Genomic DNA, 14,188 nt, shown 5'->3' with positions numbered 1-14,188 from the left:
GTGGTCACCTCAGGAACTGACGATCTGGTGCCGTTCCCCCCGGCAGGCTCAGAGATCGTAGCGGGAACCGGGCCGTACCACATCGACCGGGCCAGCGAACGTGGCGCTCGCGGCTTCCACAGTGGATGCCTCGCTGCACCAGGCGGGGACGAGATGGGTCAGCAGGAGCCGCCCGACGTCCGCCTTGGTGGCGGCCTCACCCGCCTCGCCGCCGGTCAGGTGCAGGTCGGGCGGGTTGTCCACGCCGTCGAGGTAACTGGCCTCGCACAGGAACAGGTCGGCGCCCTGGGCCAGGCGCAGCAGGGCGTCGCACGGCGCGGTGTCCGACGAGTACGCGAGGACCCGGCCCTGGTGCTCGACGCGGACCCCGTACGTCTCGATGGGATGGTTGACCCGGTCCACGGTCACCGTGAACGGTCCGATCGGGAAGGTGCCCGGTTGCAGTCCGTAGAAGGTGTAGACGTCGTCGACCGGCTCCGCCTCCGAACTGTATGCGGCGGCGATGCGCTCGGCGGCGCCCATCGGCGCGTACACGGGCAGCGGCGGCAGCGGCCCGCCCGGGGTGTAGCGGCGCACCACGACGTACGTGCAGGCGTCCAGCATGTGATCGCAGTGCAGGTGGGTGAGCATGATGGCGTCGATGGCGTCGACGGCCGCGTAGCGTTGCAGCGCGGACAGCGAGCCCGAGCCGAAGTCGATCAGCAGCCGGAAGCCGTCGGCCTCCACGAGGTATGCGGAACAGGCCGACTCGGGGCCGGGGAAACTGCCGGCACACCCGAGGACGGTCAGTCGCATGCGGCTTCCTCTGGCTCACGCTCGGTCGTCCGCGACCCAGCCGACCGGCCGGTGGCTGAGTCGTCAGACCAGTCAATCACGGTGCGCAGCCTACGCCGGGACCAGCGCCACGGGTAAACGTCTGATCGACTTGTCGCTAAATCGACAACACATGTCACACAGGACGTGACGTGTGTCATTTCCAGGAGCGTCACGGGCCGTGAGCTGGACGCGTTGCACACCGTGAAAAACATCGTTGTGGGCTGCGGCCCCCTGCCCCCGGAGGCGTCGTGGCGACAGACGTGAATGAATCCGCGCCCCCGCACCCGCGCTCGGCTCTGTTTCGCTTCCCCGCCGAGGATGATCCGGCTCCCCGCACCCGGCGGCTGCTCGCCATGTCCGGTTACGCGTCGCTGCTCGGGCTCGTCGGGGTGGGCGTGGGGGTCCGCGGGCTCGTCTCGTCGATCCGCGGCGGCGTCCCGGACTGGTACGTGCCGGTGCTCGCGTTCTGCGGCATGCTCAGCGTGGCGCTGTCCGTGGCCGGGTTCCTGTCCATCCACCGGCGTCGGCCGCCGTGGCTGCTGCTGTTCGGCGCGGCGCTGCCACTGGTGACCGCGGTCGGGCTGGCCGTCGCCTATTGAGCCGGCCCCCGCCGGGCGGACGCCGGCAGGGCACGGCAAAGCTGTCCCCCGCATGGCGCCGCCGATCCGCTCAGGCCCAGAGCTGGCCCTCGAGGGCCTCTTCCGCGTCCGCCAGCGTGCCTCCGTACGCACCCGTGGACAGGTACTTCCAGCCGCCGTCGGCGACCACGAACGCCACGTCGGCGCGGCGGCCGGCCTTGACCGCCTCATGCGCCACGGCCAGTGCCGCGTGCAGGATCGCGCCGGTGGAGAAGCCCGCGAAGATCCCCTCCACCTCGACGAGCTGCCGGGTACGCAGCACCGCGTCCCGTGTGCCCACGGAGAACCGGCGGTTGAGGACCGTCGCGTCGTACAGCTCCGGCACGTAGCCCTCGTCGATGTTGCGCAGCCCGTAGACGAGCTCGCCGTACCGCGGCTCGGCGGCCACGATCTCGACGCCGGGAACCTTCTCCCGCAGGTACCGGCCGGTGCCCATCAGCGTGCCCGTGGTGCCCAGCCCGGCCACGAAGTGGGTGACCGTGGGCAGGTCGCGCAGCAGTTCCGGCCCGGTGGTCTCGTAGTGGGCACGGGCGTTGGCGGGGTTGCCGTACTGGAACAGCATCACCCAGTCCGGGTGCTCCGCCGAGATCTGCTTGGCCGTCGCGACCGCCTGGTTGGAGCCGCCCGCGGCCGGGGAGAAGATGATCTCCGCGCCGTACATGCGCAGCAACTGGACCCGCTCGGCGGAGACGTTCTCCGGCATGACGCAGACCAGCCGGTACCCGCGTAGTTTCGCCACCATGGCCAGCGAGATGCCGGTGTTGCCGCTGGTCGGCTCGAGGATGGTGTCGCCCGGGCGCAGCCGCCCGGACTCCTCCGCCTCGCGCACCATGAACAGCGCGGCGCGGTCCTTGATGCTGCCGGTCGGGTTACGGTCCTCGAGCTTGGCCCACAGCCGCACCGGCGGTGCCCCCTCGGGCACCGTCGGGGACAGGCGGGGCAGGCCGACCAGCGGCGTGCCCCCGCACGCGTCGAGCAGGCTCTCGTATCGAGCCATGACGGTTACCGCCCGAGCAGCGCCGCCGCTGCGGCGAAGCCGAGAGCGCCGCCCGCGACCGCCGGCAGCACCGTCACCGAGTCGCCGTCGGACAGCTTGGCGTCCAGCGCGCCGAGGAAGCGCACGTCCTCGTCGTTGACGTAGATGTTGACGAAGCGGTGCAGGCCGCCCTCGGCGGTGAGCAGGCGGCCCTTCAGGCCGGAGTGCCGGCCGTCCAGGTCGTCGATCAGGGCGCCCAGCGTGTCGCCGGCGCCCTCCACGACCTTGGCGCCGCCGGTGTAGCTGCGCAGGATGGTGGGAACGCGAACTTCGATAGCCATGACTGCAGGTGCTCCTTGGGAAGAAAGAAAGGTGTACGCGGGAAACGGGTCAGCGTGAGCGACAGTGCTCAGCGACACTCGTAGTCGACCGTCGTCGGGGTCTGCCCGAACATGTACGACTGGACGGCGTGGCCGTCCGCACTTCCCTTCACGCGTCCACCGTCGCATCCACGATGTTGACCTCTTCCTCGGTCACCACACCGTCCACGATACGGAACGAGCGAATCTCCTCCGAGTCCTGCTCACGGGTCGAGACGAGCAGGTAGTGGGCGCCCGGCTCCCCCGCGAACGAGATGTCGGTACGCGACGGGTACGCCTCCGTCGCGGTGTGCGAGTGGTAGATGACGACCGGCTCCTCGTCATGGTCGTCCATCTCGCGCCACACGCGCAGCTGCTCCATCGAGTCGAACTCGTAGAACGTCATCGACCGGGCCGCATTTTCCATCGCGATGTGGCGGGTCGGCAGGTCACTGCCGGCCGGACCGGCCACGACACCGCAGGCCTCGTCGGGGTGGTCCCGGCGGGCGTGGGCGACGATCGCGTCGAGGATCGCGCTGTCGATGGTCAGCACGGCTTCACACTACCGTGCCCGGGTCACGCGCCGAGCGTGGCCGTGCTCACGCACGCGCGATCAGCGGACGGCGACGAGCGCGTTGAGCAGGGACTCCTGCAGATACCCCAGGTACGCGTACACGGAGAGCTGGAAGACGCGGCTGGAGGCGGGGTCGGTGGCCACGGCGTCGTCCAGCTCCTCGCCGAGGTCGGTCTCGGCGCGGATCTCCAGCCGCACCCCCATGGCCAGGCGGGCGTCGTTGATGGCCCGCAGCCACGCCTCGGCCTCCTCGCCGTCCAGGCGGACCTCCCCGGGGCCGTCGTCGGGCAGCGCCGCGAGGATCGCGCCCGCCTGATCGATCTTGCCGGTCTTGAGGTCACCCTCGGTGTACAGACGGAACTCGGCGGAGTCGTCCGGCCGTTCCGGGTAGATGTCGGGGAAAAGACGCCCGACCACCGGATCGTCGTGGTCGAAGCCGTCCATGAGCAGGCCGACAATCTCGCCGGCGACCTTGCGCAGCACACGGACCTCGTCCACCGCGAAGATCGCCACACACTGGTTGCCGTGGCGTCGGAACATTCCTCAGACCACCCGCCCCATCACCGTCCGCCCGTCGTCGACCGGCCTGTCACACCTGGTCCACCGTCGCCCACAGACCGTATCCGTGCAGCCGGGAAGCGTCCAACTCCATCCGTTCGCGGACCCCGGCGGAGACCACGGCCTTGCCCTCGGTGTGGACCTCCATCATCAGCCGCTCGGCCCGGTCGTGGCTGTAGCCGAACAACTTCTGGAACACCCAGGTCACGTACGACATCAAATTGACCGGATCGTCCCAGACGATGGTGACCCACGGCCGGTCATCCGCCGGCACCTCCTCGATCTCCGGCGTCTCGACGGGTGCGACCTGAGGCAACGCCATGCCCCCCATCGTGCCACCGGATCCGCCCGGTTGTTGAACCGGAACGCCGGGGAAGATCCGGCGGACGCCCGGGTCCGCCCCGCCAGGCGGGCCCGGGCGCGTCTGGGCCGCACCCGGCGAAACGGTACGTTGCCGGGCCCTTCAGGCCGACCAGCCACGTTACTCAGCGTTTACCTCGTTGCTACTCATTTCCGCACACGACACGCGCAGTGACATCGGTGTGACGGATATCGATATGCTGTCGCGGTGAAGGACTGGGCGTTCGTCGGACGCGCCGGCGAGCTGGCCCGTCTCACCAGCACCGCCACGGACCAGCGCCGGTCCGGGCTGATCCTCAGCGGCGCCGCCGGGGTCGGCAAGAGCCGGCTGCTGCGCGAGGCGGTCACCGGCCTCGACCCGCACGCGTACGCGGTGCTCACCGCCGCCGCCAGCGTCGCCGGGTGCGGCCTGCCGTTCGGCGGGCTGGCCCAGATCCTGCCGCCCGACCCGCCCGCCGGGCTCTCCCAGGCCGGACTGCTGCGCTGGGCCCTCGACATCCTGCACGCCGAAGCCGGGGGCCGGCCCATCGTGCTCGCGGTCGACGACACCCATCTGCTGGACCCGCCGTCGGCCGCACTCGTGCACCTGCTCGTCCGGCACGGGGCGACCCTGCTGGCCACGCTGCGCAGCGCCGCGGCCGTACCGGCGCCGGTCAGCGCGCTGTGGACCGAGGGTCTGGTGAGGCACGCGGAGCTGGGCCCGCTGGACGCGGCCGGGTCCCAGGACCTGCTCGCGGCCATGCTCGGCGGGCCGGTGGAGACCGGGTCCGCGCAACGCCTCGTGGCGCTGGCCGGCGGCAACCCGCTCATGCTGCGCGAGCTCGTACAGGCCGCCCGCGGCGGCGGCGAGATGACCCGGGCGTACGGCATCTGGCGCTGGACCGGGCGGCTCGCCCTCGCGCCCAGCCTCGCCGACCTCGTCGACGCCCACATCGGCGGTCTGGCCCCCGCGGTCCGCGACGTCGTGGAGCTGGTGGCGTTCGGTGAGCCGATCGGGCTGCCGCTGCTGCTGGCGGTCGCCGACCCGGCCGCGGTCGAGGCCGCCGAGGAGCGCGAGCTCATCCGCGTGCACGGAGACGGCCGCCGCCGCCCCGCCCGCCTGGCCCACCCCCTGTACGGCGAGGTGGTGCGCCGCCAGTGCCCGGTGAGCCGTGCCCGCCGGCTGCTGGCCACGCTGGCCGACCTGGTCGAGGGCACCGGCGCCCGGCGCCGCGACGACCTGCTGCGCGTCGCCGTGTGGCGTCTGGACTCCGGCACCGCGCAGGACGGGGCGCGGCTGCTCGACGCGGCCGCGCTGGCGTTCGGGCGGCTGGACCTGACGCTCGCGCACCGCCTGGCGGCCGCCGCCTGGGACGCGGGAGCGGGACACCCGGCGACCGAGCTGCTGGCCACGGCGCTGCTGCTGTCCGGCCGCCCGCACGAGGCCCTGGCCGCCATCAACACTCCCGCCCCGGCCGCCGACGACATCCCGGCCCCCGCTGCCGGCGCCGGCGCGGAAGCGGTCCACCGCACGGAAGCGGCGGACAACGCGGGGGAAGCGGGCAGCGCGGGGGCGCTGGTCGCCCTACGGGCGACTGTGGCGTTCTGGGGACTCGGCCACGCCGGGGCCGCCGACGAGCTGGCCGCGTCCGCCGACGCCGTGACCGAACCAGGCCCGGCAGCGCGGCTCCGCGCCGTCGAGGCCCTGATGCGGCTGCAGCTCAACCAACTCGACCGGGCCCGCGAGCTGGCCGACGCGGTGCTGGCCGACGCGGAGCCAGCTGATGGGAGGCCGGCTGATGGGAGGCCGGCTGCACGAGCCGACGTGTCGGCCCGCAACCTGGCCCGCTGCGCCCAGGCGCTGCTCGCCGCGGCCGGCGGCGACCCGCAGCGCAGCGCCGACCTGGTCGCGCAGATCCAGGCGGACGCCCCGGCGTGGTGGCGCGACGCCCCCGCCCTGCATTTCCTGCTGCCCGTTGCGCTGGGCACCCGGGTCAGCGTCGCCCTCGACCTCGGCGCGCTCGACGAGATCCTCACGGCCGAGTTCGCGGACCTGGCGCAGACCGGCGGCTTCGGCTTCGGCGCCGGCTGGGTGGCGCTGCTGCAGGCGCACGCCGCACGGCTTCGCGGGCGTACCGGTGACGCGCTGCGCGGCGCCGAGCAGGCCTGCGTGACGCTGTCCGCGCACGGACGGTACGCGGCCCTCGCGCACACCGCCCGCGCGCTGGCGGCGGCGCTGCGCGGCGACCTGCCCGTCGCCACCGCGGCGATGGCGAGCGCCGAGACCGCCGACGGCACCTGCGAGCGGTTGTTCCACCCGTGGCACGAGACCGCGCGGGCGTGGACGGTCGCGTGCGCGGGCGACGTGGCCGGTGCGGTGCAGATCCTCACCGAGCTGGCCGGGCGGCTCCGCGCCGACGGCCTCGCCGGGCACGAGCTGCTGGCCTGGCACGACGTCGTCCGGCTGGGCCGCGCGGACCTGGCCGCCGACCGGATCGCCGGGCTGCTCGCCGAGATCCCCGGAGGCCCGGCCGCGCCCTTGCTGCTGCGGCACGCGCGAGCCGCCGCCGCGGACGATCCGGCGGCGCTGCTGGCGGTCGCCCGCGACTTCGCCGCCAGCGGCTACCGGGTGTTCGCGGCGGAGGCCGCCGCGACCGCGGCACCGCTGTTCCGCGCGGCCCGTGACCCACGCGCACTGGCGGCCCACACGCTGCTGGCGGACGTGCTGGCCGGGTGCGACACGCTGCGTACCCCGGCGCTGCGGTCGGTGCAGCCCGCGCTGACCAACCGGGAGCGCCAGGTCGCCGAGCTGGCCGCCGCCGGCGCCCGCAGCCGAGACATCGCCGACCGGCTGTACCTGTCCCCGCGGACCGTCGAGAACCACCTGCAACGGGTGTACGCGAAGCTCGGTGTCAGCGGGCGCACGGAACTCGCCCCCGCACTGCGTTCGCTGCCGCAATAGGGTGGGGAGCGTGACCGCGTATCCACCCGCCCTGCTGACCGACCAGTACGAGCTGACCATGGTCAGCGCCGCCCTCAAGGACGGCACCGCCGACCGCCGCTGCGTTTTCGAGGTCTTCGCCCGGCGGCTGCCCTCCGGGCGGCGCTACGGCGTCGTCGCCGGACCCGGCCGCCTCGGGGAGCTGATCCGCGACTTCCACTTCGCCGAGCCCGAAGTGGAGTTCCTGCTCCGCGCCGGCATCGTCGACGAGACCACCGCGCGATGGCTCTCCGCGTACCGATTCACCGGCGACATCGACGGGTACGCGGAGGGTGAGCTGTTCTTCCCCGGCTCGCCGATCCTGACGGTGTCCGGCACGTTCGCCGAGTGCGTGGTGCTGGAGACGATGCTGCTGTCCGTGCTCAACCACGACTGTGCGGTCGCCGCGGCGGCGGCCCGGATGGTCACCGCGGCCCGCGGCCGGCCGATCATCGAGATGGGCTCCCGGCGTACGCATGAGGCCGCCGCGGTGGCCGCGGCCCGCGCCTCCTACCTGGCCGGGTTCGCGTCCACGTCCAATCTGGCCGCGGGCGCCAAGTACGGCATCCCGACGACGGGCACCTCGGCGCACGCGTTCACGCTGCTGCACGACGACGAGTCGGCGGCGTTCGCGTCCCAGGTCGCGGCGCTGGGCAAGAACACCACGCTGCTGGTGGACACGTACGACATCGCGCAGGGCATCCGCAACGCGATCGCGGTGGCGGGGCCGGACCTGCGGGCCGTGCGCATCGACTCCGGCGACCTGTCCGTGCTGGCCCAGCACTCGCGGGAGCTGCTGGACTCGCTCGGCGCCACCGAGACCAAGATCATCGTTTCGGGCGACATGGACGAGTACTCGATCGCCACCCTGGCCGCCGAGCCGGTCGACATGTACGGCGCCGGCACCGCCGTGGTCTCCGGTTCCGGCGCACCCACCGCCGGCCTGGTGTACAAGCTGGTCGAGGTCGAGGGCCGCCCCGTGGTGAAGCGCTCGGAGAACAAGGCCACAGTGGGCGGCCGCAAGACCGCGATCCGGCGGCACAAGCCCACGGGTACGGCCACCGAGGAGATCGTGGTCTCCCAGGGAGTGCCCGACCACCGGCCCAACGACCGGCTGCTGCAGCGCTCGTACGTGGCAGGCGGGACGGTCATCGACGCCGCGCCGCTCGCCGAGGCGCGCGAGCACCTGCGGCAATGCCTCATCTCGATCCCGTGGGAGGGCCTCAAGCTCTCCGCCGGCGACCCGGCAATCCCCGTCACCGTCGTCCCGACCGCCTGATCGGAGGGCCCATGTCCCGCGCGCTCATCATCGTCGACGTGCAGAACGACTTCTGCGAGGGCGGTTCGCTCGCGGTCGCCGGGGGCGCCGCCGTGGCCGCCGGCATCTCCCGCGCGGTCGCCTCCGGGGATTGGGACTGGGACCACATCGTGGCGACCAAGGACTATCACGTCGACCCGGGGGCTCACTTCGGCAACCCGCCGGACTTCGTCGACTCCTGGCCGGTGCACTGCGTCGTCGGCACCGCGGGCGCGGATTTCCACCCGGCCCTGGTCACCGACCGGGTGGCGGCGGTGTTCCACAAGGGGGCGCACGCGGCGGCGTACTCCGGGTTCGAGGGCCGCACCGATGACGGGCAGGCCCTGGCGGACTGGCTGCGCGCCCGCGACGTGACCACGGTCGACGTCGTGGGCATCGCCACCGATCATTGCGTACGGGCAACCGCGCTGGACGCGGTCGCCGCCGGGTTCGCCACCACGGTGCTGCTGGACCTGACCGCGGGGGTGGCTCCGGCGACCACCGAGGCCGCCCTGGAGCAGTTCCGGGTCGCCTCGGTGGCCACAACCGGCACACCCGTGGTGAGTTCGGTCTAAATCCATTGGGGTTGTCGTACCCCGGGCGGAGACTGGCAGGTCGGAGGACAGGACCGACATGACACTCACGCCTTACCGGGAGACGCTCGCCCTGCGGGGGATGCGTTCGCTGCTCGCCGTCGCGACCCTCGCCCGCATCCCCGTCACCGCCGGCCCGGTGGTGCTGACCCTGCACGTCGTGCAGGAACTGGGCCGGGGGTACGGCGCAGCCGGGCTGACCGGCGCCGCATTCACCATCGGCGGCTCGCTGGGGGCGCCGCTGCTGGGCCGCACCATGGACCGGCGCGGCCTGCGGCCGGTGCTCGCGCTGACCACGATCGCCGAGGTGACGTTCTGGGCCACCGCGCAGGCCATGCCGTACTGGGCGCTGCTGCTCGCCGCGCTGATCGGTGGGTTCCTGATGATGCCGGTCTTCGCGGTCGCCCGGCAGTCGATCGCCGCGCTCACCCCGGAAACGCACCGGCTGCCCGCGTTCGCGCTCGACTCGATCACCACGGAGCTGTCGTTCATGGCGGGCCCGGCGCTCGGGGTATTCGTGTGCACGGCAGCCGGGCCTCGCCTGGGCATGCTGGCGGTCGGCGCCGGGATCCTGGTCTCCGGGCTCGGGCTGTACCTGCTCGATCCCGCGATCCGCAGCGCCGACGAGGCCCCGATCTCGGCGGGCCACCGGGTCCCCCGGCGGTCCTGGCTGGGCCCGCAGCTCGTGGCGGTCCTCGCGGTCACCTCCGCGGCCGCGCTCGTGCTCAGCGGCACCGACGTGGCGGTCGTGGCCGTGCTGCGCGACGCGGGCGAGCTGGAGTGGACCGGCGCGGTGCTGGGTTTGTGGGCCGCCTACTCGCTGCTCGGCGGCTTCGCGTACGGCACGGTGCGGCGTGGGCTTCCGCCGCTGGCGCTGTTCGCCCCGATGGCGTTGCTCACGATCCCGGTGGGCCTGGGCGGTGACCACTGGTGGCTGCTCGCGCTGATGCTCATCCCGGCGGGCGCGCTGTGCGCCCCCACGATCACCGCCACGGCCGATGTGGTGAGCCGCCTGGCTCCCGCCGCCGCGCGGGGCGAGGCGATGGGCCTGCACAATTCGTCGCTGACCGTCGGAATTGCGCTGGGGGCCCCGCTGGCCGGGGTGGCGATCGACAGGATCTCGCCGCCGTGGGGGTTCGCCGCGGTCGGGATCGTGGGGGTGCTCGTGGCGCTGCTCGCCCTGCCCGCACAGCTCCGGCAGCGCGCGGCCACCCGCGCATCCGACGACGCCACGACGCCGTCCGCTGACCCGGCGGTCGAGACGACAACCGCCGCGGTCTGACCCGGCCTCACTTACTCACCCGCCAGGCGGGCCCGGCGTCACTCACCCGCCAGGCGGGCTTTGTCGCGCCGCCTTCCCGAGCCTCACAGCCGCGGACCGAGGCCGGCTGCGCACCAGGGCCGGCTGGAAACGGCGACAGCCCGATGCCTCGGGCGGAACGGCGACGGCCGCCGCTCCCCGGACCTGGAAACGGCGACGGCCCGCTCCGCGGAACGCGGGGCGGGCCGTGCGGCGTTGCGATGGTTCCGGCAGGGCCCGGGCCTTGAGTGGCGGCGGTCAGCCCTTGGTGACGGCCTTCGCGCCACTCTGGGCCGGGGTCAGCTCGCCGTGCGCCAGCTCGGGGAACTTCGCGTCGAACGCGGGGCGTTCCGAGCGGATGCGGGGCATCCGGTCGAAGTTGCGCAGCGGCGGCGGGCAGCTCGTCGCCCATTCCAGCGAGTTGCCGTGGCCCCAGGGGTCGTCCACGGTCACGAGCTCTCCAACCTTGTACGACTTCCACACGTTGTAGATGAACGGCAGCGTGGAGAGGCCGAGGACGAACGAGCCGATGGTCGAGAACGTGTTCAGGAACGTGAACCCGTCGCTGGCCAGGTAGTCCGCGTACCGGCGGGGCATGCCCTCGGTGCCGAGCCAGTGCTGCACCAGGAACGTCCCGTGGAAGCCGAAGAACGTGAGCCAGAAGTGGACCTTGCCGAGCCGGTCGTCGAGCATCCGGCCGAACATCTTCGGGAACCAGAAGTAGATGCCCGAGAACACCGCGAACACGATCGTGCCGAACAGCACGTAGTGGAAGTGCGCGATGACGAAGTACGAGTCGGAGACGTGGAAGTCGATCGGCGGGGCGGCGAGCAGCACACCGGACAGGCCGCCGAACAGGAACGTCACGAGGAAGCCGATCGCGAACATCATCGGCGTCTCGAAGCTGATCTGGCCGCGCCACATCGTGCCGATCCACACGAAGAACTTCATGCCGGTCGGCACCGCGATGAGGAAGCTGAGAAAGCTGAAGAACGGCAGCAGCACCTGGCCGGTGACGAACATGTGGTGCGCCCAGACGCTCATCGACAGTGCCGCGATGAGCAGGGTCGCCGACACCAGGCCCTTGTAGCCGAACACCGGCTTGCGGCTGAACACCGGGATGACCTCGGTGATGATGCCGAAGAACGGCAGGGCGATGATGTACACCTCGGGGTGGCCGAAGAACCAGAAGAGGTGCTGCCAGAGCATCGGGCCGCCGGTGGCGACGTCGAACACGTGTGCGCCGAGGACCCGGTCGGCGGCCAGCGCGAACAGCGCGGCGGCCAGGAACGGGAACACCATGATCACCAGCAGGCTGGTGACCAGGATGTTCCAGGTCATGATCGGCATCCGGAACATCGTCATACCGGGGGCGCGCAGCGTCAGGATCGTGGTGATCATGTTCACGCCGCCGAGGATCGTGCCCAGACCGGACAGGGCCAGGCCGACCACCCACATGTTGCCGCCCACGCCGGGCGAGTGCAGGCCGTCACTGAGCGGCGTGTACGCGAACCAGCCGAAGTCGGCCGCGCCGCCGGGGGTGATGAACCCGGCGATCGTGATCGTCCCGCCGAACAGGTACAGCCAGTAGGCGAACGAGTTCAGCCGCGGGAACGCCACGTCGGGGGCGCCGATCTGGATCGGCACCACGAAGTTCGCGAACGCGAACACGATCGGGGTGGCGAAGAACAGCAGCATGATCGTGCCGTGCATCGTGAACAGCTGGTTGTACTGCTCCGGGGAGAGGAACTGCATCCCCGGGCGCGCCAGCTCGGCGCGCATCAGCAGCGCCATCAGGCCACCCAGCATGAAGAACACGAACGACGTGATCATGTACATGATCCCGATCTGCTTCGCGTCCGTCGTGCGCAGGATCCGCGCGATCGCCGAACCCTTGACCTGCCGTCGGACCGGATAGGGCCGGGTCACGATCGGCTTCGGCGCAACGGTCGTCACGGATAGCCTCCGGTGTCTCGTTCGTCCCACTCAGTACGCGCGTACGGAATGGCGTACCTCGCTGGCAGAATAGTCCCCCGCCCGGCCCTGGCGGGCGCGGGGTGACCAAGTGCCCAGGTGCGGGTCACACCGGCGCGGCCAGTTCCCGGAAGTGGTCCGCGAAGATCCGCCGTCCCCGCCTGCGCAGCATAGGGTCGCGCAGCGCCGGGGGTACGTCGCGGGTGCGGTCGCGCTCCCGCGTGCGGTCGCGCACGTTGCCGCAGCGCGGCCGGCGGCGGCGCTCGAACTCCGCCAGCGCGGCCGGGATGTCCTGCGGGCTCGCCCGCAGCACTTCGGCCAGCACCACCGCGTCCTCGAACGACATCGCCGCGCCCTGCGCCAAGGTCGGCGCGGTGGCGTGCGCGGCGTCACCGACCAGCAGCACCGGGCCGGCCGACCAGCGGTCCAGCACCACCTCGTCGGTGCGCGCCACCTGCACCGTCTCGATCGCCTCCAGCACCTCGGGCACCGGGCCGCCGTACCCGGCGAACAGCTCGCGCATACGGGCCCGCGCGTCCGCCGGGGCCGGCGTGTCCGGCGCGGCCGTCTCGTCGGCGCAGCAGTACAGCCGCCGCCCGCCCATCGGCATCACCGCGAAACTGGCTCGTCGCCCGAGCAGGGCCGTCCAGGCGCTGAGCGCCGGGCCGCCACTGACCACGCTGCGGTACACGACGTGGCCGGTCGGGGTCGCCGGGCCGCCCAGCCCGGCCCGCGCCCGGACCGTGGAACGGCGGCCATCGGCGCCGACCACCAGGTCGTACTCCGTGATCTCGCCGTCGCCGAACTCCACTTTGGCCGCCCCGTCGACGATCGTCACGTCGTGCACCACGGTGCCGTACCGGACTGCGCCGCCGACGCCGCTGAGCAGGACGCGTTGCAGCTCGCCGCGGGAGAGCGCCCGGCATTCCCCCACCCCGGCCCAGATCTCGGCCACGTCCAGTTCGAACAGTTCCCGGCCGCGGGCGTCCAGGAACTGCTGGCGGAAGATCAGATCGCCGAGCGGCCGCACCGGCGCGTCGAGCCCGAGCAGGCGCAGCGCGCGGGCGGCGTTGCCCGGCAGGAAGATGCCCGCGGCGGGCATCATGCCGGCCGGCTGTTCCTCCACGATGTCCGGCCGGAACCCGGCGACCCGCAGCGCCCGGGCCACGGCGAGGCCCGCGATGCCGGCGCCGACGATCAGGATGCGCAGTGTCATCGAGGCACGCCTCCGAGGGGATGGCCACGCGTCGGAGCCAAGAGATTACCCGTCGCCATCGGGGTGCGATAGCCACGCACGGGTGGACGGACGCGAGCGTCCGATTCATTCAAGACATCACGCCGCCGCCCGTCTTAGCCTCGGCGCCATGACACTCACCTTCGACGTCGTCGGCCTCGCCGTGGCCGACATGGCGGCCTCGCTGGCCTTCTACCGCCGTCTCGGCCTGGACATCCCGGCCGCCGCCGACACCGCACCGCATGTGGAGGCCGAGCTGGGCGGCGGCCTGCGGATCTGCTGGGACACCCACGACGTGATGCGCTCCTTCGACCCGGATTTCGCCCCGGCGCCGGGCAGCGGCCGGATCAGCCTCGCCTTCCGGTGCGCGGACACGGCCGAGGTGGACCGCACCTACGCGGCCCTGGTGGCGGCCGGGCACACCGGGCACAAGGAGCCGTGGGACGCGTTCTGGGGGCAGCGTTACGCCGTCGTGCTCGACCCCGACGGCAACTCCGTGGACCTGTTCGCCCCGCTGCCGGGCTGACACCTCAGGCCCGGGGCCCGGCAA

Annotated in this window: 13 protein-coding genes and 1 pseudogene; 6 read left to right on the top strand and 8 right to left on the bottom strand. The window is 72.4% G+C overall.

The window, feature by feature from the left end:
• Positions 1-48: 48 nt before the first annotated feature.
• The gene (locus ACMCNK_RS28345) at positions 49-795 is read right to left on the bottom strand and encodes an MBL fold metallo-hydrolase (RefSeq protein ID WP_412739392.1); all 747 of its coding nucleotides are present in this window, start codon (positions 793-795) and stop codon (positions 49-51) included.
• Between the two features lie 269 nt (positions 796-1,064).
• Between ACMCNK_RS28345 and ACMCNK_RS28340 the strand changes: the two genes are divergently transcribed.
• Positions 1,065-1,415: a hypothetical protein gene (locus tag ACMCNK_RS28340; RefSeq protein WP_412739391.1), complete on the top strand. Its 351-nt coding sequence runs from the start codon at positions 1,065-1,067 to the stop codon at positions 1,413-1,415.
• A gap of 70 nt (positions 1,416-1,485) precedes the next feature.
• Here ACMCNK_RS28340 and ACMCNK_RS28335 read toward each other — a convergent pair whose 3' ends face one another.
• From ACMCNK_RS28335 to clpS, 5 genes and pseudogenes are all read right to left on the bottom strand, one after another.
• Positions 1,486-2,451, bottom strand: a complete 966-nt coding sequence (locus ACMCNK_RS28335) for a PLP-dependent cysteine synthase family protein (RefSeq protein ID WP_412739390.1) — start codon at positions 2,449-2,451, stop codon at positions 1,486-1,488.
• Positions 2,452-2,456: 5 nt separating this feature from the next.
• Entirely contained in the window at positions 2,457-2,771 is a 315-nt protein-coding gene (locus ACMCNK_RS28330) for a MoaD/ThiS family protein (RefSeq protein WP_412739389.1), read from the bottom strand.
• Positions 2,772-2,839: 68 nt separating this feature from the next.
• Positions 2,840-3,342 (bottom strand): annotated as a pseudogene (locus ACMCNK_RS28325) (Mov34/MPN/PAD-1 family protein).
• A 60-nt stretch (positions 3,343-3,402) separates the two neighbouring features.
• The gene (locus ACMCNK_RS28320) at positions 3,403-3,903 is read right to left on the bottom strand and encodes a DUF2017 domain-containing protein (RefSeq protein ID WP_412739388.1); all 501 of its coding nucleotides are present in this window, start codon (positions 3,901-3,903) and stop codon (positions 3,403-3,405) included.
• A gap of 49 nt (positions 3,904-3,952) precedes the next feature.
• Positions 3,953-4,243 carry an ATP-dependent Clp protease adapter ClpS gene (clpS, locus tag ACMCNK_RS28315; RefSeq protein WP_412739387.1) on the bottom strand — a complete coding sequence of 97 codons (291 nt, stop codon included), beginning with the start codon at positions 4,241-4,243 and terminating at the stop codon, positions 3,953-3,955.
• 246 nt (positions 4,244-4,489) lie between these two features.
• On the opposite strand from clpS, the gene ACMCNK_RS28310 reads away from it, so the two are divergent.
• The 4 genes from ACMCNK_RS28310 to ACMCNK_RS28295 are packed head-to-tail and all read left to right on the top strand — an operon-like array spanning position 4,490 to position 10,412.
• Positions 4,490-7,222, top strand: coding sequence for a LuxR C-terminal-related transcriptional regulator (locus ACMCNK_RS28310; RefSeq protein WP_412739386.1), 2,733 nt, complete (start codon positions 4,490-4,492; stop codon positions 7,220-7,222).
• A 10-nt stretch (positions 7,223-7,232) separates the two neighbouring features.
• Positions 7,233-8,519 (top strand): nicotinate phosphoribosyltransferase, encoded by a 1,287-nt coding sequence (locus tag ACMCNK_RS28305; protein WP_412739385.1) that lies wholly within the window; start codon positions 7,233-7,235, stop codon positions 8,517-8,519.
• Between the two features lie 11 nt (positions 8,520-8,530).
• Positions 8,531-9,112 carry an isochorismatase family protein gene (locus tag ACMCNK_RS28300; RefSeq protein WP_412739384.1) on the top strand — a complete coding sequence of 194 codons (582 nt, stop codon included), beginning with the start codon at positions 8,531-8,533 and terminating at the stop codon, positions 9,110-9,112.
• Positions 9,113-9,170: 58 nt separating this feature from the next.
• Positions 9,171-10,412 carry an MFS transporter gene (locus ACMCNK_RS28295; protein WP_412739383.1) on the top strand — a complete coding sequence of 414 codons (1,242 nt, stop codon included), beginning with the start codon at positions 9,171-9,173 and terminating at the stop codon, positions 10,410-10,412.
• Positions 10,413-10,688: 276 nt separating this feature from the next.
• On the opposite strand, the gene ctaD is transcribed toward ACMCNK_RS28295, so the two are convergent.
• Both ctaD and ACMCNK_RS28285 read right to left on the bottom strand, forming a co-directional pair.
• Entirely contained in the window at positions 10,689-12,386 is a 1,698-nt protein-coding gene (gene ctaD, locus ACMCNK_RS28290) for a cytochrome c oxidase subunit I (protein ID WP_412739382.1), read from the bottom strand.
• A gap of 124 nt (positions 12,387-12,510) precedes the next feature.
• Positions 12,511-13,620: an FAD-dependent monooxygenase gene (locus ACMCNK_RS28285; protein ID WP_412739381.1), complete on the bottom strand. Its 1,110-nt coding sequence runs from the start codon at positions 13,618-13,620 to the stop codon at positions 12,511-12,513.
• A gap of 148 nt (positions 13,621-13,768) precedes the next feature.
• Between ACMCNK_RS28285 and ACMCNK_RS28280 the strand changes: the two genes are divergently transcribed.
• A complete protein-coding gene (locus tag ACMCNK_RS28280; RefSeq protein WP_412739380.1) occupies positions 13,769-14,164 on the top strand; it encodes a VOC family protein in 396 nt (131 codons plus the stop codon).
• The last annotated feature ends 24 nt before the right edge of the window (positions 14,165-14,188 follow it).

It is taken from the genome of Krasilnikovia sp. MM14-A1259, from assembly GCF_047159535.1.
Taxonomy (GTDB): domain Bacteria; phylum Actinomycetota; class Actinomycetes; order Mycobacteriales; family Micromonosporaceae; genus Actinoplanes.
Note: the sequence above shows the minus strand (reverse complement) of the source record. Positions and strands in the feature narration are given on the sequence as shown.

Coding starts and splice junctions, on each gene's coding strand:
- ACMCNK_RS28345 (WP_412739392.1), bottom strand. CDS start 795: ATGCGACTGACCGTCCTCGGGTGTGCCGGCAGTTTCCCCGGCCCCGAG.
- ACMCNK_RS28335 (WP_412739390.1), bottom strand. CDS start 2,451: ATGGCTCGATACGAGAGCCTGCTCGACGCGTGCGGGGGCACGCCGCTG.
- ACMCNK_RS28330 (WP_412739389.1), bottom strand. CDS start 2,771: ATGGCTATCGAAGTTCGCGTTCCCACCATCCTGCGCAGCTACACCGGC.
- ACMCNK_RS28320 (WP_412739388.1), bottom strand. CDS start 3,903: ATGTTCCGACGCCACGGCAACCAGTGTGTGGCGATCTTCGCGGTGGAC.
- clpS (WP_412739387.1), bottom strand. CDS start 4,243: ATGGCGTTGCCTCAGGTCGCACCCGTCGAGACGCCGGAGATCGAGGAG.
- ACMCNK_RS28300 (WP_412739384.1), top strand. CDS start 8,531: ATGTCCCGCGCGCTCATCATCGTCGACGTGCAGAACGACTTCTGCGAG.
- ACMCNK_RS28295 (WP_412739383.1), top strand. CDS start 9,171: ATGACACTCACGCCTTACCGGGAGACGCTCGCCCTGCGGGGGATGCGT.
- ACMCNK_RS28285 (WP_412739381.1), bottom strand. CDS start 13,620: ATGACACTGCGCATCCTGATCGTCGGCGCCGGCATCGCGGGCCTCGCC.
- ACMCNK_RS28280 (WP_412739380.1), top strand. CDS start 13,769: ATGACACTCACCTTCGACGTCGTCGGCCTCGCCGTGGCCGACATGGCG.